Source organism: Pseudomonas sp. R-28-1W-6 (assembly GCF_009799925.1).
Lineage (GTDB): Bacteria > Pseudomonadota > Gammaproteobacteria > Pseudomonadales > Pseudomonadaceae > Aquipseudomonas.
This window is the reverse complement of sequence record NZ_WELK01000001.1, coordinates 720,857-745,705: the sequence shown is the minus strand read 5'-3', so window position 1 is coordinate 745,705 and position 24,849 is coordinate 720,857. Positions and strand designations below refer to the sequence as shown.

Below are 24,849 nucleotides of genomic sequence, written 5' to 3'. Positions count from 1 at the left end.
CTCAAATGAGCCGCGCAACAGGCTGATACAGCCACCGCGCCGCCCCGGAAAAGGATGGGGTATCCTAGCACCTCTTCGCCCGCCGGCGGTACGACCGCCCGGGCTGTCCGACAGGTCCCGAATCGATGAATCGACTAGCCCGCCGCTGTGCCGGCCTGCTGCTTACTGTCCTCTGTGCGCCGCTGGCGCACGCCGCCGCAACCCAGGCCACCCACGAGTTCAAACTGGCCAACGGCCTCAAGGTCGTGGTCCGCGAGGATCACCGCGCCCCCGTGGTGGTCTCCCAGCTCTGGTACAAGGTCGGCTCCAGCTACGAGACACCCGGCCAGACCGGCCTGTCCCACGCCCTCGAGCACATGATGTTCAAGGGCAGCCGCAAGCTCGGCCCCGGCGAGGCCTCGCGCATCCTGCGCGAGCTCGGCGCCGAGGAGAACGCCTTCACCAGCGACGACTACACCGCCTACTACCAGGTGCTGTCGCGCGATCGCCTGGCCGTGGCCTTCGAACTGGAGGCCGACCGCCTGGCCAGCCTCAAGCTGCCGGCCGACGAGTTCGCCCGCGAGATCGAGGTGATCAAGGAAGAGCGCCGCCTGCGCACCGACGACAAGCCGAGCGCCCTGGCCTACGAGCGCTTCAAGGCCATGGCCTATCCCGCCAGCGGCTACCACACGCCGACCATCGGCTGGATGGCCGACCTCGAGCGCATGAGCGTCGAGGAACTGCGCGCCTGGTACCAGACCTGGTACGTGCCGAACAACGCCACCCTGGTGGTGGTCGGCGATGTCGGCAAGGACGAGGTGCAGCGGCTGGCCGAGCACTACTTCGGCGCCATCCCCCAGCGTCCCGTGCCGGCGGCCAAGGCCCCGCGCGAACTGGCCGAACCCGGCGAGCGGCGGATCAAGCTGCATGTGAAGACCCAGCTGCCGAGCCTGCTCTACGCCTTCAACGTGCCCGGCCTGGCCAGCGCCAAGGACGCGCGCGAGGTGCACGCCCTGCGCCTGATCAGCGCCCTGCTCGACGGCGGCTACAGCGGCCGCCTGCCGACCCGCCTGGAGCGCGGCGAGGAACTGGTGTCCGGCGCCTCGTCCTGGTACGACGCCTTCGCCCGTGGCGACAGCCTGTTCATCCTCACCGCCACCCCCAACGTGCAGAAGGGTAAGACCCTGGAGCAGGTCGAAGCCGGCCTGTGGCGCCAGCTCGACGACCTCAAGCACAACCCGCCGAGCGCCGAGGAACTGCAACGGGTACGCGCCCAGGTGATCGCCGGGCTGGTCTACGAGCGCGACTCGATCACCAGCCAGGCCACCACCATCGGCGAACTGGAAACCGTCGGCCTGTCCTGGACCCTGATGGACCAGGACCTCGCCGCCCTGGAGGCGGTGACCGCCGCCGATATCCAGAAGGCCGCGCAAACCTATTTCACCCGCAGCCGCCTGAGCGTGGCCCACGTACTGCCCGAGGAAACCAGCCGTGAAGGAGCCCAGCCATGAGTGAACGCAACGGTATGCGTTATGCCATCGTCGGCCTCATCACCCTGCTGCTGGTCGGCCTGCTGAGCTTTATCGCCAACCGCAGCGCCCAGGCGCCCGCAGCGGCAACCGAAAGCACCCAGCTGGAATCCCTCGCCAGCCTCGATGGCCAGGCCCTCAGCCGGCGCCAGCTGGAAATCCAGACCTGGCAGACCGCCGAAGGCGCCAAGGTGCTATTCGTCGAGGCGCGCCAGCTGCCGATGTTCGACCTGCGTCTGACCTTCGCCGCCGGCAGCAGCCAGGACAACGGCGTCCCCGGCCTGGCCGCGCTGACCAACGGCATGCTCAACGAGGGAGTGCCGGGCAAGGACGTCACCGCCATCGCCGAAGGCTTCGAGAGCCTGGGCGCCGAGTTCGGCAACGGTGCCTTCCGCGACATGGCCATCGCCAGCCTGCGCAGCCTGAGCGCCAAAGAACAGCGCGAGCCGGCGCTCGAACTGTTCGAACAGGTGATCGGCCAGCCGACCTTCCCCGAAGACTCCCTGGCGCGGATCAAGAACCAGCTGCTGGCCGGCTTCGAATACCAGAAGCAGAACCCGGGCAAGCTGGCCGGCATCCAGCTGTTCGAGCGCCTGTACGGCAGCCACCCCTACGCCCACCCGAGCGAAGGCACCGAGCAGTCCGTCCCAAGCATTAGCACCGCCCAGCTACGCGCCTTCCACCAGCAGGCCTACGCCGCCGGCAACGTGGTGATCGCCCTGGTCGGCGACCTCTCCCGCAGCGAAGCCGAGGCCATGGCCGCCGAAGTATCCGCCGCCCTGCCGAAGGGCCCGGCGCTGGCCAAGATCGCCCAGCCCGAGGCACCCAAGCCCGGCCTCAGCCATATCGAGTTCCCCTCGCAGCAGACCCACCTGCTGCTCGCCCAGCTCGGCATCGACCGCCGCAACCCGGACTACGCCGCGCTGACCCTGGGCAACCAGATCCTCGGTGGCGGCGGCTTCGGCACCCGGCTGATGGAAGAAGTGCGCGAGAAGCGCGGGCTGACCTACGGCGTGTATTCCGGTTTCAGCGCCATGCAGGCGCGCGGGCCGTTCATGATCAACCTGCAGACCCGCGCCGAACTGAGCGCCGGCACCCTCAAGCTGGTGCAGGACCTCCTCGCCGACTACCTGGCCAACGGCCCGACGCAGAAGGAACTGGACGACGCCAAGCGCGAAATGGCCGGCAGCTTCCCGCTGTCCACCGCGAGCAACGCCGATATCGTCGGCCAGCTCGGCGCCATGGGCTTCTACGACCTGCCGCTGACCTACCTGGAAGACTTCATGGCCGAAATCCAGGCGCTGAACGTGGAACAGGTGAAAACCGCCATGGCCAAGCACCTCGACCCGCAGGCCCTGGTGATCGTCACCGCCGGCCCGAGCGTGGCGCAGAAAGACCTGCCGCCGCCCACCGACAAACCTGCCGCGCCACCCGCCGGCATCCCGGAGCACTGATGCGCAAGCCCAGCCACAAACCCGAACCCGCCGGCAGCGGCCAACTGCGCATCATCGGCGGCGAATGGCGCAGCCGCCAGTTCAGTTTCCCCATGGCCCACGGCCTGCGCCCGACGCCGAACCGGGTGCGCGAAACGCTGTTCAACTGGCTGGCGCCCTATGTCGCCGGCGCCCAGGTGCTGGACTGCTTCACCGGCAGCGGCGCGCTGTACCTGGAAGCCCTGTCGCGCGGCGCCAGCGGCGCCCTGGCCCTGGACAGCAACCACAGCGCCATCGCCAGCCTGCGGCAGACCCTGGCCACGCTGAAATGCAGCAATGGCCAGCTGCTGCAGACCAACGCCCTGCAGTATCTGGAGAACCAGGCGGCCACGCCCTACGACCTGGTCTTCCTCGACCCGCCGTTCGGCCAGAACCTGCTGGAGCCGGCCTGCGCCCTGCTCGAAGGCAAAGGCTGGCTGGCCAAGGACGCCTGGATCTACACCGAAAGCGAGGCGGCGCCCTCGACCCTGGCCCTGCCCGGCAACTGGCGCCTGCACCGCGAGCAGAAGGCCGGCCAGGTGTACTACGCGCTGTGGCAGCGCGGCGCCACTCAGGGGCTGTGAAAAAATAGAAGGCCGCAGCAGGCCAGCGATCCGTTCACAACCCTCAGTAGAAGGCGACCGCCTGGCCGTCCCGGTCGAAGGCCAGGAAGTTGCCGATGCTGCCGCTCTCGATGGCCCCCACCATCATCTTCAGCGGCTGCTCGGCCTCGTCGGCGCTCGGCGCGATGCCGCCGCGCCCGGACAGGCCAGCGGCAAACAGCAGGTCCCAGGCGATGCCGGTCCGCCCGGACTCGCCCAGCAGGGCGGCGAAGTCGTCGATTTCCTCCGGCAGCTTGTCGACGCACAGCACCGGCTGCAGCGAACCGCCCTGCCCCTCCTGAAAACGCTGGCGCTCCGCCTCCGTGGCGTCATCCGGCAATTGCGCGGCCACGAACACGAACAGCAGACGCTGGGGTTCCGCCTGCCCCCGGGCAGCACTGAGCAAATCGGCAAACTGGGTGATATTCATCGCATGGCATTCCTGAGGGCAAAAAGTTGAGCGAGAGCACAACCTGCACTGTAACCACTGCCGGCGACTTGACCATATCTCTTAAGACATAGACGCCGGACCAGAGCGAGTGCCACGGCGCTGCATTCAATCCATGCATAGTCCTTCTCTTTGCCGCGCCCAGGTTCTAGCCTGAATCCATAAGCCCTTTGTTATCGAGCCCGTCATGCCCAACTCCTTCCACGCCGCCTGGTGGCTGCGCAATCCGCACCTGCAGACCCTGTGGGGCTCGCTGTGCCGCAGCGCGCCGCAACTCGAGCGCACGCGCGAACGCCTGTGGCTGGAGGACGGCGACTTCCTCGACCTCGACTGGCACGACCCGCACCCGGCCAGCGCCCCGCTGGTGCTGGTGCTGCACGGGCTGACCGGCTCGTCCAGTTCGCACTACGTGCTCGGCCTGCAGCAGCAGCTCGCCGCCTGCGGCTGGGCCAGCGTGGCGCTGAACTGGCGCGGCTGCTCGGGCGAACCCAACCTGCTGCCGCGCGGCTATCACTCGGGCGTCAGCGAAGACCTGGCGCGGGTGGTCCGCCACCTGCAGGCCCGGCGCCCGCAGGCGCCGCTGCATGCGGTGGGTTATTCGCTGGGCGGCAATGTGCTGCTCAAGTACCTAGGTGAAAGCGGCGAGGATTCAGGCCTGCAGGCGGCGGTGGCGGTCTCGGTGCCGTTTCGCCTGGACCACTGTGCCGAGCGCATCGACCAGGGCTTTTCCAAGGTCTACCAAGCGCACTTCATGCGCGCGCTGGTCGCCTATGTGCGCGACAAGCAGCAGCGCTTCAGCCGGGAAGGCCAGCACGAACGCCTGGCCGCCCTGGAGAGCCTGGGCCCGCTGCACGGCATGCGCACCTTCTGGGACTTCGACGGCCGTTTCACCGCGCCGCTGCATGGCTATGCCGACGCCGATGACTACTACCGCCGGGCGTCCAGCCGCTTCTACCTGGACGAGATCCGCACCCCCACCCTGATCATCCAGGCCGGCGACGACCCCTTCGTCTTTCGCCACAGCGTGCCCCGGGCCCACGAGCTGTCGACCAGCACCCGCCTGGAACTGCACGCCCGCGGCGGCCACGTCGGATTTATCGGCGGCTCGCCTGCGCAACCGGACTACTACCTGGAGCGGCGCATTCCGCAGTGGCTGGTGGCTCAGTCGTCGAGCCCGACGAACCGCGACCAGTCGTGGGGGAAGCGCACCTTCAGCGGCAGCTGATCGACCCGCCACAGCGGCGGCAGCGGCCGGTCGAACTCGGCCGGCACCAGCAGGCCCATCTGGCTGACGGTAAACGGCTTCTGCATGCCCGCCGGCAGGCGCCGCGCGCTGTCGGCCGCCTGCAGCACGCGTGCGGTCTGCCAGCTGCCATCCGGCATGCGCACCTCCAGGCCGTGCCCCGGTTCGGCATACGCGGCGAAGCGCGGCTCCAGGTAGATCAGCAGCAGCGGCTCGGCGGAGCGCTCCAGGCGCATCAGCAAGGTGCCGGGGCCGACATTCTCGCCGCTGCCGACCAGCACCTCGGCGACCCGACCGTCCTCGCCGGCGCTGAACTGCAGCCCCTCGAGCCGCGACTGCAGCCACTGCCGCTCGCGCTCCTCGCGCAGCAGCTGCAGCGGATCGCCCTCGGCCTGGCTGCGCTGGACGCGCTGGCGCGCCTGCAGGTCGAGCAGAGCCTGCTGCTGGCTATTCAGCTCAGCCTGGGCCGCGAACAGCTCGCCGCGCGTCGCCGCGCCCTGGGCCAGCAGCGCCTGGACCTGGGCGACCCGCTGGCGAGCCAGCTCGATGGCGCGCTGCTGCAACTGCTGCGCCTGGGTGGACGGCGAGCCGGCAGCCGGCACCTCGCCGGGCTGCAGCTGCTGGATGCGCAGGCGCCACTCGGGGTTGTCCAGGCGCAGCAGCAGCTGGCCGCGCTGCACGTGATCGCCGGCCTTGACCGGTAGATCGGCCACCGTGCCGGCCTCGCGGGCGCGCAGCTCGACCACCGGCATCTGGATCTGCGCCGGCGCCTCGACCCGCAGGTAGCCGACGCCCAGGCGGCCGAAGAACCACAGCAGCGGGCTGCTGATCAGTAGCAGGATCAGGTACCAGCGCAGGCGGAAGGCCATGCGCTTGCCCGGCGCATAGAGCACCTTGAGGCCGGCCTCCTGGGTGGGGTTGCGTTCCTTGTCACCGGTAAAGCGAATCTTCATGGAAACTCCTGGTGCGGATAGTCCTGCCAGTCTTGCCAGTCGATGCCGGCAATCCCGGCGGCTGACAGCTCGGGCTGCCAGGCCGCCACCTGTGTTTGCAGTTGTGCGGCGCTGGCGCCTTTCCAGCTCAGGCTGCCTTGCAGTTCCTGTTCGACGCTCTGCGCCAGGCGAAAACGCAGCTGCGGCCAGCGTGAGGCGATGGCCGTGGCGGCGGCTGAACTGCGCCGCGGATCACGCTGGTAGATCATCAGGCTGATCTGCTCGACCTGTTCCAGGCCACAGGGAACGCAGGGCGCATCGGCAGCCCGCGCCTCGAACCAGCGCGGATGGCTGGAGATCGCCAGCGGCCAGGGGCTGTGCCGGGCCACCGCGGCCAGGGTGTCCAGCCACTGCTGCAGGCGCTCGGGCGGCACCGGCCAGCCCAGCTGCTCGACCTCCAGGTCCAGATGCAGGCCGGCAAACGGCAGCTGGCGGTAACGCTGCAGCAGGTGCAGCAGCTCGGGCCGGCCCTGCGGCGTAATCCAGCTCGGCTCGCCGAGCAGCAGGCTGACCCGCAGCCCCAGCGGTTCGGCCGCCTGCAGCAAGGCCGCCAGCGCCGGCTCGGTATCGCCCTCGGCGCGCACCTGGGCCGCGCTCAGGCCGACATACAGCTGGCGCATGCCGCTGCGTTGCAGGCGCTGCAGTTCGCCCGCGCGCCGCTGCGGATCGAGCAGGGCGCGGCTGTCCCAGATATACACGCCCTGGCTCCAGGTCGCCGCCGCACTGCCCTGCTGCGGCCAGTGCAGACGGGCACCGCCCAGCAGCTGGCCGAGCTCGGCCTGATCGTCCAGCAGCAGGCGCAGCTCGGCCTCGCGCAGCCAGGCGGCATGCCAGGCCTGGATCCGGCCGAGCAGCGCGGCCTGATAGCCCCGTTCGGCTTGCAGTAGCGCCAGCAGCCCCTCTTCGCCGTCGACACCGCGCCGCGCCTGGCGCTCATGCCACAGCTGCTCGGCCTGGGGCACCCGCTCCAGGCTGGCCTGCAGCGCATCGAGGCTTTGCCGGTAGGCGCGCAACCCCTTGAGTGCGCTGAACTGCAACTGCTGGCGCTCGGCGGCCAGGGCCTGCTGCGCCGCGCGGTAATTGGCCTCGCCCATACGCTGGCGGGCCTGGTCGGCACCGAGCAGGTCGAAGGGCATGGCAAAGGCCAGGCTGGCCACCAGGCCATCGCCATTGCGCCGGTAGTCGTTACGGTCCTGCAGGGACTGGGCCAGGCTGAAGCTGGAGTCGACGCTGTCGTACCAGCGGCTATCGCGCTGCGCCTCGGCCAGCTGCAGGGCCTGCTCGCGCTGGCTCAGGCGCGGATGGCGGGTCAGCGCCGCGCGCCACGCCTCCAGCCCCTGCGGCTGGCTGGCCAGTGCGTCGGCCTGGGCGCTGGCCGCGGTGGGCACGGGCACCAGCAGTGCGAGCATGGCCTGGGCCTCGGCCTGCTGCGCGGCGCTGTCGCTGCACTGGCGCTGCAGGGCCCGCCAGGCATTGCGGTTGTCCTGCGCGGCCGAGGTGCGCAGCCAGCCGGCACGCCAGCGGGCATCCAGGCTGGCCTGCGCGGCGCCGGCCACCGCCTGCAGCTGCCCGCACCACTGGTGCACGGCCTGCGCCGCCCACCAGTCGGCATAGGCGCCGCGCAGCAGCAGGCGTTGCTCGGCCTGTTGCAGGGCCAGCTGCAGCTGTTGCTGCTGCACCGTCGAACGGCTGCTGTTGATCGCCTCGACCTGGCGCTTGAGGCTGCCCAGCAGCGGGTAGCGCAGGCCCAGCTGATAGTCCTGGCCGACGAAATCGTCGTAGGTTTCCGCCCCGCCGACGGTGTCGAGGTCGCGGTAGTCGCCAGTGCTGGCGCTGCCGAACAGGCTCCAGCCCTGCTCGGCCTCGCGCAGCGCCTGCTCGGCCTGCGCCGCCTGCAACTGCTGCGCGGCCTGCTGCAACGCCGGGCCTTGCTCGAGGCGCTCCAGCAGTTGCGCCAGGGGCAGGGGCTGCGCCGCCAGCGGCAGGCTCAGCCAGAGCAAAGTCGTCAGCCAGACACGCCGCATCTCAGAACCTCGTTGCCTTCTTGATGACCCACCAGGGCGCCATGCTGGTTTCCTCGTGACCGCGACGCAGCAGCTCATTGAGCATGGCCACCGCACTCCAGCAGCGCATGACGAACATGAACAGCGGGAAGACCGGCACCAGCACCGCCAGGCGCAGATCCTGCCGCGGCCGCTCGGAGATCAGCCCCAGCATGCACAGGTAGAGCAGCAGGGTGATCAGCAGGTACAGCAGGTAGACCAGGGTGCCGAGCAGGGCCAGGGTCTCCCAGGGCAGCACCAGCAGGGCGAACAGGCTGTAGCCGAGGATGATGAACGGCAGCACCAGCTGGAAGAAGAAGCCGCTGATCAGGGTCATGATGAAATTGCTCCAGCCCATCAGGCGCGGCGTGATGCTGGCCGGGTGCTTGCGCACATAGAGGAACAGCAGGTCGCCGTCCCAGCGCAGGCGCTGCATGAGGAACTGGCGAAAGGTCACCGGCGCATCGGTATGGCCGATGGCTTCCGGCTCGAAGGGAATGCGCAGGTTCCGGTAGCGGCCGAAGTAGCTCTTGATGCGCAGGGTGATGTCCAGGTCTTCGGCGGTGTGGGTGTCCCAGCCGCCAGCGCGCTCGATGAAGCTGCGGCGGAACGCGCCGAACGCACCGGACACGTTGTTGACCAGGTTCCATTCGCTGAGGCCGATCTTCGCCATGTGGATCGACAGCAGGTACTCCAGGGCCTGGATCGCCGTGGTCAGCGAGGCCCAGACGTTGCGCACGCGCAGGCTGCCGGCCACCGCCGGCACATTGGGGTCCTCAAAATGCCGCACCATGGCGCTGACCATGTTGTTGTCGAAGGAGGTATCGCCGTCATGCACCAGGATGATCTCGCCCGAGCACAGCGCCAGCCCGGCATTCAGCGAAGACACCCGGCCGCCGCGCTGCCACTTGGCGATCGGCCGCAGGTGGCGACGCGGGTAGAGCCGCGGGTCGAGCTTGAAGCCGCGCACCGCCGCCAGGGTTTCCTGGTTGGCCGCGGCGCCATCGACCACCGGCACGATCTCGATATGCCCCGGATAGGTCTGCTCGCACAGGCTGAGCAGGGTCTTCTGCACGTCCATGCCTTCGCTGTAGCAGGTGATGATGCACGACACCCGCGGCCGGTACAGCGACTGGTACGGCACCAGGCTGCGCTGGCGGGCGAACCAGCGCAGCACGCCGAGCATCACCAGCACATTGAGCGGCAGCTCGAACAGCAGGAAGAACGGAAACAGCATGAGAAACAGCCGTGACAGTCCGTCCGGCGCACTCAGTGCGGTAATCAGATCGACCAGTTGCCCGACGAAATCCATGCTTCAGTTCAACCCCGTGGCCAGACGCGCCAGCAGCAGCGGCGCATCCTCCTCGGCCTGCATGTCCTCGGGGGCGGTGAAGCCGACCATGCGCAGGTTGATCTGCTGCAGCGCGTCGTTCTGTACCCGCTGCGCGCCCTCCAGCAGACGCTCCTGCAGGCGCTGCAGGCCGGCTGCCGGGGTGCGCGGCAGGAGCATCCACAGCACATCCTCGCTGCTGCGGGCACAGCGGTCGGTATCGCGGATGATTTGCTGGACCCGCTCGACCAGCGCATCGATCAGCGCATGGCCGCGCATCTCGCCCAGCTCGGCGAACACCTGGTCGAGGTTGTCCACGCGCAGGCCCAGCAGGGAGAAGCCGGGCTCGCCATAGCGCCTGATCAGCGCCAGCTGCCAGCCGAGCAACTCATGGAAGCCCGCCTCGCCCGTCAGGTTCAGCCGCTGGAAATAGGCGTCCGCCGCACTGCTGCCTTCCAGGCCCTGGTGACAGCGCAGGCGCCCGCTTTCCGAGAGCTGGAAGTGCCGCACCTCGCGCACCCGCAGGCGATCGGGGCTGTGCACCACGCCGCAATCGAGACAGCGCGCATCCACCGCCGAATCGACGAAGAAGGCCTGGCAGGCGCGGCAGCGATAGTTCTCCAGCGGCCGGTCATAGTCGCTGCCGATATGCCGCAAGCGGCTGTAGCAGTTCGGGCAGATCAGCACGCCGTCCTTGAGAAACTCCTCCTGGGCGCCGACGTGGCCGCAGGTGAAGCAGTGCAGGGACGGCTGGCGGACGATATCCAGGGCGTGGCACTCCGGGCAGACGTCCACGTAATTCAGGCGGCCGGAGCCGCAGCTGCCGCACAGGCGCACCCGGTCCAGCAGCTCGGTGGCCTCCAGCCAGTCCTTCTGCTGCATCAGCTGCAGCCAGCCGTGGGCATTGAAGCCTTCCTCGCCGGCCAGCGCCTCGACCAGGGGATAGCGGTAATGCTGGGCGCAGGCGGCATCGCCCAGGGCACGCAACTGCGCCTTGGGGCGCAGCCACAGCCAGGCCAGCACGCGGCTCTCCAGGCGCTCGGGCAGGCGCCCGCGGTTGAACAGCGCCAGCCGCTCGCGCCACAGGCGCCACAGCGGCTCCAGCAGCGCCAGGTTGGCCGGCGCCTTGCCGTCGCCGAGGGCCTGGCCCCAGGCATCGGGCTCCTGGGTGCAGTAGATCAGGCTGAAATGATAGGCCTCGGCACGACGCAGTCGGCGCAAGGCCTGCCCGGCATCGGCGCTGGGCAGATCAAGCAGCAGCACATCGAACGGCGGCTGCGCCAGCAGGGCCTCGACGCTGGTAAACACCACCACGGCACTGTTTGACTGTGCCTGCGGCTCCCAGCGGAGGACGGCAACACGGGGCAAGGTATCGGACATGCACATCCCATGACGGATCGAGGACTAACCCCGGAATGTGCTCAGTATCACATTATTCGATACGACAAGGCATGACCCGGATCAGCCGGCAGCGCCATCAAGATGGCCGTCCAGCGGCACGAACAGCCGCTGCTGCAGGGCCTCGATCGCCGGCCGCGCCTGCGCGCTGGCATAGCCGCCCTCCAGCGCCAGCACCTGGTAGATGCCGCGGCGCAGCAGGTCCTGGCTGAGGTCGCCGTGGCTGCCGTAGGTGGTGCAGAGGAAGCGCACCCAGGAGGTCATGATGATCCAGCTGTTGAGGGTCAGCGCCTCGACCTGGGTCGGCGTCATCTGCAGGATGCCGGCATCGACGAAGCCCTGGTAGACGCCTTGGGCCTGGACCATGCAGCGCTGGGCGAAGGCGCGGTAGCGCTCGGCCAGCTGCGGGTCGGCCTCCAGCAGGTGTTCGAGGTCGCGGTGGAGAAAGCGGTAATGCCACATCGAGGCCAGCAGGGCCTCGAGGTAGAAGGTCTTGTCGTCCACCGTCAGCACCCGCCCCGGCGGCAGGCGCAGGAAGCTGTCGACGCGGCTTTCGTACTGGGCGAACAGCTCGGCGATGATCGCCTGCTTGTTGCGGAAGTGGTAGTACAGGTTGCCGGGGGACATCCCCAGGTGCGCGGCCAGGTGGTTGGTGGTCACGCTGCGCTCGCCCTGGGCGTTGAACAGCTCCAGGCTGGTCTCGACGATGCGCTCGCGGGTTTTGTTTTTCGGGGCCATGCTGCGGCTCGAAGGTTGGCGAAGTGGCAAACGTACAGGCAAAGCACCCGCGCTGACGACTGCCGGATTAACGGTTTGACAGTTTAGAGCAATTACTCTAAAAATAACCTTGGTTGTTTCATTCCGCATCCCGAGGACTTCGCGCCATGGTCGCCGACATCGCCTACCTTCAGCAGAGCCAGCAACAGATCAACCAGCTGGAGCCGCTGCTCGCCGCCCAGCGCGCGGCCTTCCGCGCCAACCCGATGCCCGCCGCCGAGCAGCGCCGCGCCTGGCTCAAGGCCCTGCGCGCGATGCTCGTCGACGAGCAGCAGGCGCTGATCGAGGCGGTGTCCCGCGATTTCAGCAACCGTTCGGCCGACGAAACCCTGCTGGCCGAGATCATGCCCAGCCTGCACGGCATCGACTACGCCAGCAAACGCCTGGGCAAGTGGATGAAGCCCTCGCGCCGCCAGGTCGGCGTGGCCTTCCAGCCGGCCAGCGCCAAGGTGGTCTACCAGCCGCTGGGCGTGGTCGGCGTGATAGTGCCGTGGAACTACCCGCTGTACCTGGCCTTCGGCCCGCTGATCGGCGCCCTGGCCGCCGGCAACCGGGTGATGATCAAGATGAGCGAGTCGACCCCGGCCACCTCGCAGCTGGTCAAGGAGCTGCTGGCCAAGGTCTTCCCCGAGGACATGGTCAGCGTGGTGCTGGGCGAGGCCGAGGTCGGCCAGGCGTTCTCGCGCCTGCCCTTCGACCACCTGCTGTTCACCGGCTCGACCAGCATCGGCAGGCACGTGATGCGCGCCGCCGCCGACAACCTGGTGCCGGTGACCCTGGAGCTGGGCGGCAAGTCGCCGGCCATCGTCAGTGCCGACGTGCCGCTGGCCGACGCCGCAGAACGCATCGCCTTCGGCAAGACCATGAACGCCGGGCAGACCTGCGTGGCGCCGGACTACGTGCTGGTACCGCAGGCGCGCGTGGAAGGCTTCGTCGCCGCCTACCGCAACGTGGTGCAGCGCTTCTACCCGACGCTGGCGAACAACCCGGACTACACCGCGATCATCAACGAGCGCCAGCTGGGCCGCCTCCAGGGCTATGTCAGCGACGCCGAAAGCAAGGGGGCGCAGGTCATCCCGCTGCTCGGCGACGACCAGGGCCGGCGCATGGGCCCCAGCCTGGTGCTGGATGTCAGCGACGACATGACCCTGATGCAGGACGAGATCTTCGGCCCGCTGCTGCCGATCGTGCCGTACCAGCGCATCGACGACGCCTTCGCCTACGTCAACCAGCGCCCGCGCCCGCTGGCGCTGTACTACTTCGGCTACGACAAGGCCGAGCAGCAGCGAGTGCTGCACGAGACCCACTCCGGCGGCGTGTGCCTCAACGACACCCTGCTGCACGTGGCCCAGGACGACATGCCGTTCGGCGGCATCGGCCCCTCAGGCATGGGCCACTACCACGGCCACGAAGGTTTCCTCACCTTCAGCAAGGCCAAGGGCGTGCTCATCAAGCAGCGCTTCAACGCCGCCAAGTTCATCTACCCGCCGTATGGCACCGGCATCCAGAAGCTGATCCACAAACTGTTCGTGCGCTAAGAGTCTGCGGGAGCCATAACAACAATGACCAACACCTCTCTCACCGCGCCGCAGCTGTCGCGCCGCGGCCTGCTCAAGGTCGGCCTGTTCGGCACGGCCTTCCTCGCCACGGCCGGCGTCGGCGCCACCCTCAGCGGCTGCTCGGCCAGCGTGCCGGCCGGCGGCTTCCAGGTGCTGCGCCTGAGCGACATGCCGTTCCTGCGCGCCCTGATTCCGGTGGTGCTAGAGGGCGCGGTGCCCGCCGACGGCATGCCGGCCGCCATCGAAGGCACCTTGCGCAGCATCGACCTGAGCCTCGGCTACCTGTCGCCGGAACTGCTCAAGCTGACCGTGCAGCTGTTCGACGTGCAGGCCATGGCGGTGACCCGCGGCCCGCTGACCGGGATCTGGGGCAGCTGGGAAAATGCCAGCGCCGCCGATATCCGCCACTTCCTCGAGCGCTGGCAGAACAGCTCGCTGGACCTGCTGCGCATGGGCCACGCCTCGCTGCTGCAACTGGTGCAGATGGCCTGGTACTCGCGCCCCGAGTCCTGGGGCCATTGCGGCTATCCCGGCCCGCCGCCGTACGCCCTGTAAGCCGTCGCACGCCCTATAACAAGAGAATCGACATGCCCGTACCCGACATTTTCCGCGAAGGCCTGGCCAAAGGCTGGATCACCCACGACGGCTCGCGCCTGGACCAAGACCTGCTGCTGGAAGCCGACGTGGCCATCGTCGGCAGCGGCGCGGGCGGCGGCACCACCGCCGAAATCCTCAGTGCCGCCGGGCTCAAGGTGCTGCTGATCGAGGAAGGCCCGCTGAAGACCAGCAGCGACTTCAAGATGCAGGAGGCCGACGCCTACCCGCAGCTGTACCAGGAAGGCATCGGCCGCATGAGCAAGGACGGCGCCATCACCATCATGCAGGGCCGTGCCGTGGGAGGCACCACCCTGGTCAACTGGACCTCCAGCTTCCGCACCCCGGAGCCGACCCTGCAGCACTGGGCCGAGGCGCACCACGTCAAGGGCCATGGCGCCGCAGAGATGGCGCCCTGGTTCGAACAGATGGAACAGCGCCTGGGCGTCGCGCCCTGGGCCATGCCACCGAACGCCAACAACGCGGTGATCAGCGCCGGCTGCGAAAAGCTCGGCTACGCCTGGCACGTGATTCCGCGCAACGTGCGCGGCTGCTGGAACCTCGGCTATTGCGGCATGGGCTGCCCGACCAACGCCAAGCAGTCGATGCTGGTCACCACCATCCCGGCGGCCCTGGACCAGGGCGGCAGCCTGCTTTACCTGGCCCGCGCCGAACGCCTGCTGCTGGACGGCGAGCGCGTCGCCGGCCTGGAGTGCCTGGGCATGGACGCGCGCAGCGTGGCGCCCAATGGCCGGCGCATCATGGTCAAGGCGCGCCATTACGTGCTGGCAGGCGGCGGCATCAACACCCCCGCCCTGCTGCTGCGCTCACAGGCGCCGGACCCGCATGAGCGCGCGGGCAAGCGCACCTTCCTGCACGTGGTGAACTTCTCCGCGGCGCAGTTCGAGCAGGTCATCAACCCCTTCTACGGCGCCCCGCAATCGGTGTACTCCGACCACTTCCAGTGGACGGACGGCGCCACCGGGCAGATGTCCTACAAGCTGGAAGTGCCACCGCTGCAACCGGCGATTACCGCCACCATGCTCGGCCGCTTCGGCGTCGACAACGCCCTGCGCATGGAGCAGCTGCCGCACACCAATGTGATGCTGGCGCTGATGCGCGACGGCTTCCACCCGGATAGCGCCGAAGGCACGGTGGAACTGCGCGGCGACGGCACGCCGGTGCTCGACTACCGCATGACCGACTACACCTGGAACGGCATCCGCCGGGCCTTCCACAGCATGGCCGAAATCCAGTTCGCCGCCGGCGCCAAGGCCGTGCTGCCACTGCACGCCGATGCCGACTACGTGAAGAGCCTGGGCGAAGCCAAGGCCCTGATCGACCGCCTCGACCTGGCCCTGTTCCGTACCCGCCTGGGCAGCGCCCACGTGATGGGCGGCTGCGCCATGGGCGAAGACCCGCGGCTGGCGGTCACCGACAGCCTGGGCCGGCACCACCAGCTGGAGAACCTGTCGATCCACGACGGCTCGCTGTTCCCCACCAGCATCGGCGCCAACCCGCAGTTGTCGATCTACGGCCTCACCGCCAAGCTGGCCAGCCTGCTGGCCGAGCGTCTCAGGGCCTGAACAGCAACGCAGGGTGCGCCATGCGCACCAGAAAGCACGCACATTGCCCTGATGCGCGCAGCGCACCCTACGCGCATGCAGGGTTTTGCAGCGGGCAACCAGGATAGCGCGAACGGGGCAGCAGCCGGCCGGCTTGGCCCTGACCGCCCCGCTGCGCTACCATCCGCGCACCCTAACCGCTCCGAATAGGACGTTGCGATGAATCGAGTGTTGTACCCAGGCACCTTCGACCCCATCACCAAGGGCCATGGCGACCTGGTGGAGCGAGCCGCACGCCTGTTCGACAGCGTGATCATCGCCGTGGCCGCCAGCCCGAAGAAGAACCCGCTGTTTCCCCTGGAGCAACGCGTCGAACTGGCCCGCGAAGTCACCAAGCACCTGCCCAACGTCGAGGTCGTCGGCTTCTCCACCCTGCTCGCGCACTTCGCCAAGGAACAGGGCGCCAACGTGTTCCTGCGCGGCCTGCGCGCGGTCTCCGACTTCGAATACGAATTCCAGCTGGCCAACATGAACCGCCAGCTGGCCCCGGACGTGGAAAGCCTGTTCCTCACTCCGTCGGAAAAATACTCCTTCATTTCCTCGACCCTGGTCCGGGAAATCGCCGCACTCGGCGGCGATATCAGCAAGTTTGTCCACCCGGCAGTGGCCGAGGCCCTGACCGCACGTTTCAAGTAATGAGCCATGGCCCCTGCGCGGCACTGCCGCGCATGGCGCCCGCCTCGCCAATCCGGCACAATTCCTTCTCTCGATGTCTGTAAATGTCGTGGCCCGCGGCCCGGCAGGAGTTGTTCCATGTCCCTGAAAATCACCGACGACTGCATCAACTGCGATGTCTGCGAACCCGAGTGCCCGAACGGCGCCATTTCCCAGGGCGAGGAGATCTACGTGATCGACCCCAACCTGTGCACCGAATGCGTCGGCCACTATGACGAGCCGCAGTGCCAGCAGGTTTGCCCGGTGGATTGCATCCCCCTCGACGAGAACCACGTCGAGAGCAAGGACGAACTGATGCACAAGTACCGGATCATCACCGGCAAGGCCTGATCGCCTGTGCCCCAAGCGGGCGCAACTCCGCTAGGCTTGTCGTCCACAGCGGCCGCTCGACGATCACTCGCATGTTCAAGAAAGCCTTTCTCACCTGCCTGCTTCTGGCCTGGGCGCTCGGCGTCCAGGCCGTCACCGCCCCCGAACAGGCCGCCGTCGCCACCGCCCACCCCGCCGCCACCGTCGCCGGCCTGGAAACCCTGGCCCATGGCGGCAACGCCTTCGATGCGGCCGTCGCAATCAGCGCCGCCCTGGCCGTGGTCGAGCCCTACGGTTCGGGCCTCGGCGGCGGTGGTTTCTTCCTCCTGCGCCAGGCCGGCGAGCAGCCGAACTATCGCTTCCTCGATGCCCGCGAGCGCGCGCCGCTGGCCGCCCATGCCGAACTGTACAGGCGCAACGGCGAGGTACAGCGCGAGCTGTCGCTGAACGGCGCCCTGGCAGCCGCCATCCCCGGCCTGCCGGCGGCCCTGGTGGCGCTGGCCGAACGCTACGGCCAGCTGCCGCTGAGCGACTCGCTGGCCCCGGCCATTCGCCTGGCACGCGATGGCGTGGGCATCGACCGGGTCTATCGCGAACGCGCCGAATGGCGCCTGCAGGCCCTGCTGGCCGATGAGGAAAGCGCGCGGATCTTCCTCGAACAGGGGCGCATTCCCGCCGAGTACGGCCTGCTGCGCCAGCCGGAGCTGGCGCGCACCCTGGAACGCCTGGCCAAGGGCGGCCACGCCGGCTTCTACGCCGGCGACACCGCGCGCAAGCTGATCGCCGGGGTGAAGGCGGCCGGCGGCATCTGGAGCCCCCGCGACCTGGCCAGCTACCAGGTGGTCGAGCGCCAGCCGCTGCGCTATGCGCTGGCCGACGGCCGCGAGCTGATCACCGCGCCGCCACCGTCGGCCGGCGGCGTGGCCCTGGCGCAGAGCCTGGGCATGCTGCAGCAACTGCCCTGGCGCAAGGCCGGCACCCTGCAGCGCAGCCACTATGTGGTGGAAGTGCTGCGCCGTGCCTACCGCGACCGCGGCCTGCTCGGCGACCCGGACCAGATGCGCAACCCGCTGGCCAGACTGCTCGCCCGGAACTACCTGGAGAAGCTGGCCAAGGGCATCCACCTGCAGAACGCCACCGCCAGCAGCAGCCTGCCGCCCGCCCCAGGCTGGCGCGAGGGCGACCACACCAGCCACTTCACCGTACTGGATCGCGCCGGCAATGCGGTGGCGGCGACCCTATCGATCAACCTGCCGTTTGGCGCGGCCTTCACCGTGCCAGACACCGGCGTGCTGCTGAACAACGAGATGGATGACTTCGCCGCCGACCCGCAGGGCCACAACGCCTACGGCCTCGGCGGCAGCCGGGCCAATGCCATCGCCGCCGGCAAGCGGCCGCTGTCGAGCATGAGCCCGACCTTTATCGAAAGCCCCGAGGAACTGGCCAGCTTCGGCACCCCGGGTGGCAGCCGCATCCCCAGCATGGTGCTGCTGGCCATTCTCGACTACCTCGATGGCAAGCCGATCCAGCAATGGCCGGCCAGCCCGCGCTATCACCACCAGTTCCAGCCGGATGTGCTCGAGCATGAGCCGGGCGCCTTCAGCGCCGGCCAGGTACACACCCTGGAAATGCGCGGCTACCGCCTGCAGAAGCTGGAGCGCCGCTACGGCAACCAGCAGGTGCTGCTGTGGCACAAGGCCGACGGCCGGGTCGAGGCCGCCAGCGACCCGCGCGGCATCGGCCAGGCGCAGCTGTGGAAATAATCCGCCGTACACGAAAAAGCCGGTCATTCGACCGGCTTTGCTTGTCGCCACGCAGGACTCAGTCCTTCTTGTAGCCGACCTCGGTGCAGCCCAGGCAGCGCACGAAGGCCGCCGCGCCCGGTTCGACCACCAGCGCCTGGCCGGCTTCGCCGATATTGCCACCCGCCGCGGTAAACGGCAGGCTGATCACGAACAGGCCCGCACCGATCACCGTGGCCGCGATCAGCAGCGGACGGGCGATGATCAGGTCACCGGCCATGGCATAGCCCTTGGGCGTTTCGATGGTGTAGGTCGGATCCCCGCTGCTGTTCTGCTGAGTCACTTCCGCCTGGACCGGCAGAGCCAGCAGGCCAGTGGTCAGAGCCAACACCGCGGCGCAGGTGCGAAACAGATTCATGATTGCGGTCCTTCATTATGTAGTTATGCCGAACGATGCCGGTAACTATAACAGCGCTTGGGCAAATGTCAGCGTGAACGCCGTCAATCGCCGTGGAATGCATTCTCCGGCTTTTTCGGCTCGTAGGGCCGGAAAAACCCCAGCAGCGCCTTGATGTCGGCGGCGGCATCGCCGCTGGGCTGGAACGGCGGGCCGATCACCACGCGCCGGTTGCCATAGTCCAGGGCGCCGGGAACTATGGGCACGCCGGCGCCGAGAGCGATATGGTAGAAGCCCATGCGCCAGCGCTCGACCTTCTTGCGCGTGCCTTCCGGCGACAGCACCAGGATGAACTGCTCATGGCTGCGGAACGCCTGGATCGCCTGCTCGACCACGTTCAGGCGCAGATGGCGGTGGATCGGGATGCCGCCCCAGGCCTTCAGCAGGCCGGCGAAGGGCCAGATGAAGATGCTGTGCTTGCCGAACCAGCGCGCATTCAGGCGCAGGACGAACTTCACCGCGATGAAGATCACGAAGTCCCAGTTCGAGGTGTGGTGGGCGCCGATCACCACGAACTTGTCCAGCGCCGGCATCTGCCCCTCGATGCGCCAGCCCATCAGTTTCAGCACGCTACGCCCCAGCCACTGCGCGAATGGATTGGCCGGTAGATAATTGCCCGACATCGTTGTTCCCACTGCTTGCTCTTGTTCTGATTATGGCGCCGTCACCGGGTGACGCAGGCGCTATCTAGCGCTGGCACTTCGGGCAGTACACGCTGGCCCGCTGACCCAGCTTGACCTCGCGCAGGGTGCTGCCGCAATGCTTGCAGAACTCGCCGCCACGGCCGTAGACGAACAGTTCCTGCTGAAAGTAGCCGGGCTGGCCGTCGCCGCCGACGAAGTCGCGCAGGGTGGTGCCGCCGCGTTCGATGGCATGGGCGAGAATGCGCTTGATCGCCTCGGCCAGCCTCGCATAGCGCGCCCGGGAAAGCGTGCCGGCCTCGCGGCGCGGGTCGATGCCGGCGGCGAACAGCGCCTCCGTGGCGTAGATGTTGCCCACGCCCACCACCACCGCGTTATCCATGATGAACGGCTTGACCGCCATCGAACGGCCGCGTGAAAGCTGGTACAGGCGTTCACCGTCGAACAGCCCGGTCAGCGGCTCCGGCCCCAGCTTGCGCAGCAGCTCATGGTTCAGCGGGTCGCTGCTCCACAGCAGCGCGCCGAAGCGCCGCGGGTCGGTGTAGCGCAGTGCCAGGCCGGACTCCAGCTCGATATCGACATGCTCGTGCTTGGCCGCCGGGGTGCCCACCGGCACCAGGCGCAGGCTGCCGGACATGCCCAGGTGCCCGATCAGGGTGCCGCTCTCGGCCTGGATCAGCAGGTACTTGGCACGGCGTTCGACGCATTCGATGCGCTGCCCGGACAGGCGCACATCGAGGTCCTCGGGAATCGGCCAGCGCAGGCGGCGCTCGCGCACGACCACGCGACTGACGCGCTGGCCCTCGAGGAACGGCGCGATGCCGCGGCGGGTGGTTTCGACTTCTGGGAGTTCAGGCATGACGAACGACGGATACACCAGGGGAAAGCGGCCACCTTAGCAGGAAGCCGCCAGGCAGACGCAACGGGTTAACCGGCGCCCAGGTCGTGGATGCTTTCCTTGAGGGTCTGGAAGTCGTACTCGGTCAGGCCGACATACTCCAGCACCTGCTGCTGGATGCTCTGCCACTCGTGATCCTGGTCCTGGTTGCCCAGCACCCGGTAGCTGCCGCAGATGTGCTCGGCCATCTTGAGGATGGCGATCAGGGTCTTAAGCTGCGCGTCGCGGCTGGTCTCCTCTTCGAAGATCGACAGGGCGTTGTGGTGGTTGGCGATCGCCTCGCACAGGTGCAGCGGCAGGTTCCACGACTTGGCGGTGAAGTAGCCGACCACCGCGTGGTTGGTGTTGAGCAGGCGGTTCTCGGTATCGACGATGCGCCGCTCGCTGTTGGCGCTGTAGTAGGCCTCCTCCAGCACCGTCATGTAGTTGGGGAAGCGCTTGATCATCAGCGGGATGCCGCAGTTGTGGAACAGGCCGAGAGTATAGGCCTCGTCCGGCGCCTGGTAGCCGATGCGCTTGGCCAGGGTCAGGCAGGTCATGGCCACGTCCTGGGCGGTGTCCCAGAAGCGGTTGAGGGTGACGATGGTCTCGTCGCTCATCTCGCCCTTGATTGACTGGGCGTTGATCAGGTTGATCACCGAGTTGCAGCCGAGCAGGTTGACCGCCTGCTGGATCGAGGCGATGCGGTTGGCCAGGCCGAAGAATGGCGAGTTGACGATCTTCAGCAGGGCGCCGGACAGGCCCGGGTCCTGGCTGATCAGCTTGGCGATGCTGCGCAGGTCCGGGTTGGGCATGACCTGCTCCATCTGCAGGTCGACCATGATTTGTGGCTGCGGCGGCACGCTGATGCCCTGCAGCACTTGCTGAATCTGTTCGGCGGAAAGTTCTTGGGCCATGACCACGGCAACTGAAATGAGAAATTCGCCACAGTTTAGCCAAAGCCTTCCCGCCTCCGCAGCCAACTTTTGTATCCGGCGTGCGGCCGGCGCGGAAATCGCCGGGCGCCACCGCGTATTGCCCGGGGCAGACGGCGTTGCCGCAGGCCGCTCGCGGGTTGGCCGGCAGCGCGGGGGCGGGCGCCGAAGCTTTTTATCCGCCACGACCGCCCTGCAGCAGCGGCCGGGGCCGCTCTGCGGCTATAATTCCGCTCTTTTTCCCGGAGCCGCCCCGATGTCCCTGCCCAGCCTGCGCCTCAAAGCCAATGCCGACCGCCGCCTGCGCGCCGGCCATCTGTGGGTCTACAGCAACGAGATCGACGTCGCCGCCACCCCGCTGACCGGCTTCCAGGCCGGCGACCAGGCCATCCTCGAGGCCGCCGGCGGCAAGCCCCTGGGCATCGTCGCGATGAGCCCGAACAACCTGATCTGCGCGCGCCTGCTGTCGCGCGACGTCAAGCACATCCTCGACAAGTCGCTGCTGGTACACCGCCTCAACGTCTGCCTGTCGCTGCGCGATCGCCTGTTCGACCAGCCCTTCTACCGCCTGGTGTACGGCGACTCCGACCTGCTGCCGGGCCTGGTGGTCGACCGTTTCGGCGACTACCTGGTGGTGCAGCTGGCCTCCGCCACCATGGAGCACCACAAGCACCACCTGATCGAAGCCCTGGTCCAGGTACTCAAGCCGCGCGGCATCCTGTTCAAGAACGACTCCAAGGCGCGCGATGCCGAAGGCCTGACGCGCTATGTCGACGCCGTGTTCGGCCAGGTGCCGGAGTGGGTCGCCCTGGAAGAGAACGGCGTGAAGTTCGAGGCCCCGGTGATCGAGGGGCAGAAGACCGGCTGGTTCTACGACCACCGCATGAACCGCGCGCGCCTGGCGCCCTACGTCAAGGGCAAGCGCGTGCTCGACCTGTTCAGCTACATCGGCGGCTGGGGCGTACAGGCGGCAGCCTTTGGCGCCAGCGAAGTGTTCTGCGTGGACGCCTCGGCCTTCGCCCTCGATGGCGTCGAGCGTAATGCCGCGCTGAACGGCGTGGCCGATAAGCTCACCTGCGTCGAAGGCGACGTGTTCGAGGCGCTCAAGGAACTCAAGGCCGCCGAGGAACGCTTCGACGTGGTGGTCTGCGACCCGCCCGCCTTCATCAAGCGCAAGAAGGACCTGAAGAACGGCGAGGCCGCCTACCGGCGCCTCAACGAACAGGCCATGCGCCTGCTCGGCAAGGACGGCATCCTGGTCAGCGCCAGCTGCTCCATGCACCTGCCCGAAGACGACCTGCAGAACATCCTGCTGACCAGCGCCCGCCATCTGGACCGCAATATCCAGCTGCTCGAACGCGGCAGCCAGGGCCCGGACCATCCGGTGCACCCGGCCATCCACGAAACCCGCTACATCAAGAGCCTGACCTGCCGCCTGCTGCCCAACAGCTGATCGCGGCGCCCAGCGCTGCCCGCCCGACCGCCAGCCTTTCCCCGGCGGGCGCGGGCGGCGTAGAATCGAGCCATTCCTCGCCAACCATCCCCGGCGGGCCAGTGAGCCCAGGCCGTGCGAGCGGTGACCCCGCCTCGCCGAACGGCCCCTCCGAACGCACGGCCACCTGCCGTTTGCATCCGGTCCAGCACAGGCTCACCCTACGAAGATAAACCTGACCAGCCCCAGGAACCGTCATGCCCGATTACCGCTCGAAGACCTCCACCCACGGCCGCAACATGGCCGGCGCCCGCGCCCTGTGGCGCGCCACCGGGATGAAGGACGAAGACTTCAAGAAACCGATCATCGCCATCGCCAACTCCTTCACCCAGTTCGTGCCCGGCCACGTGCACCTGAAGGACCTCGGCCAGCTGGTCGCCCGCGAGATCGAGAAGCACGGCGGCGTGGCCAAGGAATTCAACACCATCGCGGTCGACGACGGCATCGCCATGGGCCACGACGGCATGCTCTATTCGCTGCCGAGCCGCGAGATCATCGCCGATTCCGTCGAATACATGGTCAACGCCCACTGCGCCGACGCCATCGTCTGCATCTCCAACTGCGACAAGATCACCCCCGGCATGCTGATGGCCGCCCTGCGCCTGAACATCCCGGTGGTGTTCGTCTCCGGCGGGCCGATGGAAGCCGGCAAGACCAAGCTGGCCAGCCACGGCCTGGACCTGGTCGACGCCATGGTGGTGGCCGCCGACGATTCCTGCTCCGACGAGAAGGTCGCCGAGTACGAGCGCAGCGCCTGCCCGACCTGCGGCAGCTGCTCCGGCATGTTCACCGCCAACTCGATGAACTGCCTGATGGAAGCCCTGGGCCTGGCCCTGCCGGGCAACGGTTCGACCCTGGCCACCCACAGCGATCGCGAGCAGCTGTTCCTGCGCGCCGGGCGCCTGGCCGTCGAGCTGTGCCAGCGCTACTACGGCGAGAACGACGAGTCGGTGCTGCCGCGCAACGTCGCCAACTTCAGGGCGTTCGAGAACGCCATGAGCCTGGACATCGCCATGGGCGGCTCGACCAACACCATCCTGCACCTGCTGGCCGCGGCCCAGGAAGGCGAAGTGCCGTTCGACCTGCGCGACATCGATCGCCTGTCGCGCAAGGTGCCGCAGCTGTGCAAGGTGGCGCCGAACATCCAGAAGTACCACATGGAAGACGTGCACCGCGCCGGCGGCATCTTCTCCATCCTCGGCGAGCTGGCCCGTGGCGGCCTGCTGCACACCGACGTGTCGACCATCCACAGCCCGAGCATGGCCGACGCCATTGCCCAGTGGGACATCACCCAGACCAGCGACGAGGCCGTACACACCTTCTTCAAGGCCGGCCCGGCGGGCATCCCGACCCAGACCGCCTTCAGCCAGTCGACCCGCTGGGACACCCTGGACGACGACCGCGCCGAAGGCTGCATCCGCTCCGTCGAGCACGCCTACTCCCAGGAAGGCGGCCTGGCCGTGCTGTACGGCAACATCGCCGTCGACGGCTGCGTGGTGAAGACCGCCGGCGTGGATGAGTCCATCCATGTGTTCGAAGGCACCGCAAAGATCTTCGAGAGCCAGGACGGCGCGGTCAAAGGCATCCTCAATGACGAGGTGAAGGCCGGCGACATCGTGATCATCCGCTACGAAGGCCCGAAAGGCGGCCCGGGCATGCAGGAAATGCTCTACCCGACCTCCTACCTGAAGTCCAAGGGCCTGGGCAAGGCCTGTGCCCTACTCACCGACGGCCGCTTCTCCGGCGGTACCTCGGGCCTGTCGATCGGCCACGCCTCGCCGGAAGCGGCCGCCGGCGGCGCCATCGGCCTGGTGCGCGAAGGAGACAAGATCCTCATCGACATCCACCAGCGCTCGATCAACCTGCTGGTGTCCGATGACGAACTGGCCAAGCGCCGCGCCGAGCAGGACAAGCTGGGCTGGAAACCGGCGCAGCCGCGCGCACGCAAGGTGACCACCGCACTGAAGGCCTACGCCCTGCTCGCCACCAGCGCCGACAAGGGCGCGGTGCGCAACAAGGCGCTGCTGGACGGCTGAGTCCGCCCTTGCCCCACCGAAAGCCCGGCCCAGCGCCGGGCTTTTTCGTCTGCGCGCCTGCGTGGGAGCGGCTTCAGCCAACGTCCCCAGCCGGA

General features: G+C 68.0%; 22 protein-coding genes. 12 read left to right on the top strand and 10 right to left on the bottom strand.

Translation table 11 applies throughout. The features are described from left to right. The first annotated feature begins 125 nt into the window (after positions 1–125). The 3 genes from F3I62_RS03385 to rsmD are packed head-to-tail and all read left to right on the top strand — an operon-like array spanning position 126 to position 3,564. Entirely contained in the window at positions 126–1,490 is a 1,365-nt protein-coding gene (locus F3I62_RS03385) for a pitrilysin family protein (protein WP_160488262.1), read from the top strand. Continuing rightward, a complete protein-coding gene (locus F3I62_RS03380; protein WP_160488261.1) occupies positions 1,487–2,962 on the top strand; it encodes a pitrilysin family protein in 1,476 nt (491 codons plus the stop codon). The genes F3I62_RS03385 and F3I62_RS03380 overlap by 4 nt, the downstream gene beginning before the upstream one ends. Then, entirely contained in the window at positions 2,962–3,564 is a 603-nt protein-coding gene (rsmD, locus tag F3I62_RS03375; protein ID WP_160488260.1) for a 16S rRNA (guanine(966)-N(2))-methyltransferase RsmD, read from the top strand. The genes F3I62_RS03380 and rsmD overlap by 1 nt, the downstream gene beginning before the upstream one ends. Before the next feature lie 43 nt (positions 3,565–3,607). Here rsmD and F3I62_RS03370 read toward each other — a convergent pair whose 3' ends face one another. Continuing rightward, positions 3,608–4,012: a ribonucleotide reductase subunit alpha gene (locus F3I62_RS03370; RefSeq protein WP_160488259.1), complete on the bottom strand. Its 405-nt coding sequence runs from the start codon at positions 4,010–4,012 to the stop codon at positions 3,608–3,610. A 205-nt stretch (positions 4,013–4,217) separates the two neighbouring features. Here F3I62_RS03370 and F3I62_RS03365 point away from each other — a divergent pair, with 205 nt between their 5' ends. Further along, positions 4,218–5,255: a hydrolase gene (locus tag F3I62_RS03365; protein ID WP_160488258.1), complete on the top strand. Its 1,038-nt coding sequence runs from the start codon at positions 4,218–4,220 to the stop codon at positions 5,253–5,255. Here the strand turns inward: F3I62_RS03365 and F3I62_RS03360 are convergent. The 5 genes from F3I62_RS03360 to F3I62_RS03340 all read right to left on the bottom strand — a co-directional run bounded on the left by F3I62_RS03360 (position 5,192) and on the right by F3I62_RS03340 (position 11,773). After that, a complete protein-coding gene (locus F3I62_RS03360; protein WP_160488257.1) occupies positions 5,192–6,226 on the bottom strand; it encodes an HlyD family secretion protein in 1,035 nt (344 codons plus the stop codon). The two genes, F3I62_RS03365 and F3I62_RS03360, sit on opposite strands and share 64 nt — an antisense overlap. Continuing rightward, positions 6,223–8,289 (bottom strand): TolC family protein, encoded by a 2,067-nt coding sequence (locus tag F3I62_RS03355; protein ID WP_160488256.1) that lies wholly within the window; start codon positions 8,287–8,289, stop codon positions 6,223–6,225. Before F3I62_RS03355 ends, F3I62_RS03360 begins: the two co-directional genes overlap by 4 nt. 1 nt (position 8,290) lies before the next feature. Then, the gene (locus tag F3I62_RS03350; RefSeq protein WP_160488255.1) at positions 8,291–9,619 is read right to left on the bottom strand and encodes a glycosyltransferase family 2 protein; all 1,329 of its coding nucleotides are present in this window, start codon (positions 9,617–9,619) and stop codon (positions 8,291–8,293) included. Positions 9,620–9,622: 3 nt separating this feature from the next. Beyond that, entirely contained in the window at positions 9,623–11,017 is a 1,395-nt protein-coding gene (locus F3I62_RS03345) for a diguanylate cyclase domain-containing protein (protein ID WP_160488254.1), read from the bottom strand. Positions 11,018–11,098: 81 nt separating this feature from the next. Next, positions 11,099–11,773: a TetR/AcrR family transcriptional regulator gene (locus tag F3I62_RS03340; RefSeq protein ID WP_160488253.1), complete on the bottom strand. Its 675-nt coding sequence runs from the start codon at positions 11,771–11,773 to the stop codon at positions 11,099–11,101. 146 nt (positions 11,774–11,919) lie between these two features. Between F3I62_RS03340 and F3I62_RS03335 the strand changes: the two genes are divergently transcribed. The 6 genes from F3I62_RS03335 (at position 11,920) to ggt (ending at position 18,337) form a co-directional block, all read left to right on the top strand. Continuing rightward, the gene (locus tag F3I62_RS03335; protein ID WP_160488252.1) at positions 11,920–13,350 is read left to right on the top strand and encodes a coniferyl aldehyde dehydrogenase; all 1,431 of its coding nucleotides are present in this window, start codon (positions 11,920–11,922) and stop codon (positions 13,348–13,350) included. Positions 13,351–13,374: 24 nt separating this feature from the next. Next, complete coding sequence (locus F3I62_RS03330; protein ID WP_160488251.1) at positions 13,375–13,926, top strand: twin-arginine translocation pathway signal protein; 552 nt, start codon at positions 13,375–13,377, stop codon at positions 13,924–13,926. A 32-nt stretch (positions 13,927–13,958) separates the two neighbouring features. Next, positions 13,959–15,551: a GMC family oxidoreductase gene (locus F3I62_RS03325; protein ID WP_160488250.1), complete on the top strand. Its 1,593-nt coding sequence runs from the start codon at positions 13,959–13,961 to the stop codon at positions 15,549–15,551. Between the two features lie 198 nt (positions 15,552–15,749). Continuing rightward, positions 15,750–16,226: a pantetheine-phosphate adenylyltransferase gene (gene coaD, locus F3I62_RS03320; protein ID WP_160488249.1), complete on the top strand. Its 477-nt coding sequence runs from the start codon at positions 15,750–15,752 to the stop codon at positions 16,224–16,226. Positions 16,227–16,343: 117 nt separating this feature from the next. Then, complete coding sequence (locus F3I62_RS03315; RefSeq protein WP_160488248.1) at positions 16,344–16,595, top strand: YfhL family 4Fe-4S dicluster ferredoxin; 252 nt, start codon at positions 16,344–16,346, stop codon at positions 16,593–16,595. Positions 16,596–16,666: 71 nt separating this feature from the next. After that, positions 16,667–18,337, top strand: a complete 1,671-nt coding sequence (gene ggt, locus F3I62_RS03310) for a gamma-glutamyltransferase (protein ID WP_160488247.1) — start codon at positions 16,667–16,669, stop codon at positions 18,335–18,337. A 58-nt stretch (positions 18,338–18,395) separates the two neighbouring features. Here the strand turns inward: ggt and F3I62_RS03305 are convergent, their stop codons facing one another. The 4 genes from F3I62_RS03305 to F3I62_RS03290 form a co-directional block, all read right to left on the bottom strand. After that, positions 18,396–18,734 (bottom strand): multidrug transporter, encoded by a 339-nt coding sequence (locus F3I62_RS03305; protein WP_160488246.1) that lies wholly within the window; start codon positions 18,732–18,734, stop codon positions 18,396–18,398. 83 nt (positions 18,735–18,817) lie between these two features. Further along, positions 18,818–19,396 (bottom strand): lysophospholipid acyltransferase family protein, encoded by a 579-nt coding sequence (locus F3I62_RS03300; protein WP_160488245.1) that lies wholly within the window; start codon positions 19,394–19,396, stop codon positions 18,818–18,820. Positions 19,397–19,460: 64 nt separating this feature from the next. Further along, positions 19,461–20,273, bottom strand: coding sequence for a bifunctional DNA-formamidopyrimidine glycosylase/DNA-(apurinic or apyrimidinic site) lyase (gene mutM, locus F3I62_RS03295; RefSeq protein WP_160488244.1), 813 nt, complete (start codon positions 20,271–20,273; stop codon positions 19,461–19,463). A gap of 68 nt (positions 20,274–20,341) precedes the next feature. Beyond that, entirely contained in the window at positions 20,342–21,154 is an 813-nt protein-coding gene (locus F3I62_RS03290) for an HDOD domain-containing protein (RefSeq protein WP_160488434.1), read from the bottom strand. 328 nt (positions 21,155–21,482) lie between these two features. On the opposite strand from F3I62_RS03290, the gene F3I62_RS03285 reads away from it, so the two are divergent. Together F3I62_RS03285 and ilvD are read left to right on the top strand one after the other, a co-directional pair. Further along, positions 21,483–22,679: a class I SAM-dependent rRNA methyltransferase gene (locus F3I62_RS03285; RefSeq protein ID WP_160488243.1), complete on the top strand. Its 1,197-nt coding sequence runs from the start codon at positions 21,483–21,485 to the stop codon at positions 22,677–22,679. A gap of 236 nt (positions 22,680–22,915) precedes the next feature. Further along, entirely contained in the window at positions 22,916–24,754 is a 1,839-nt protein-coding gene (gene ilvD / locus F3I62_RS03280; protein WP_160488242.1) for a dihydroxy-acid dehydratase, read from the top strand. The last annotated feature ends 95 nt before the right edge of the window (positions 24,755–24,849 follow it).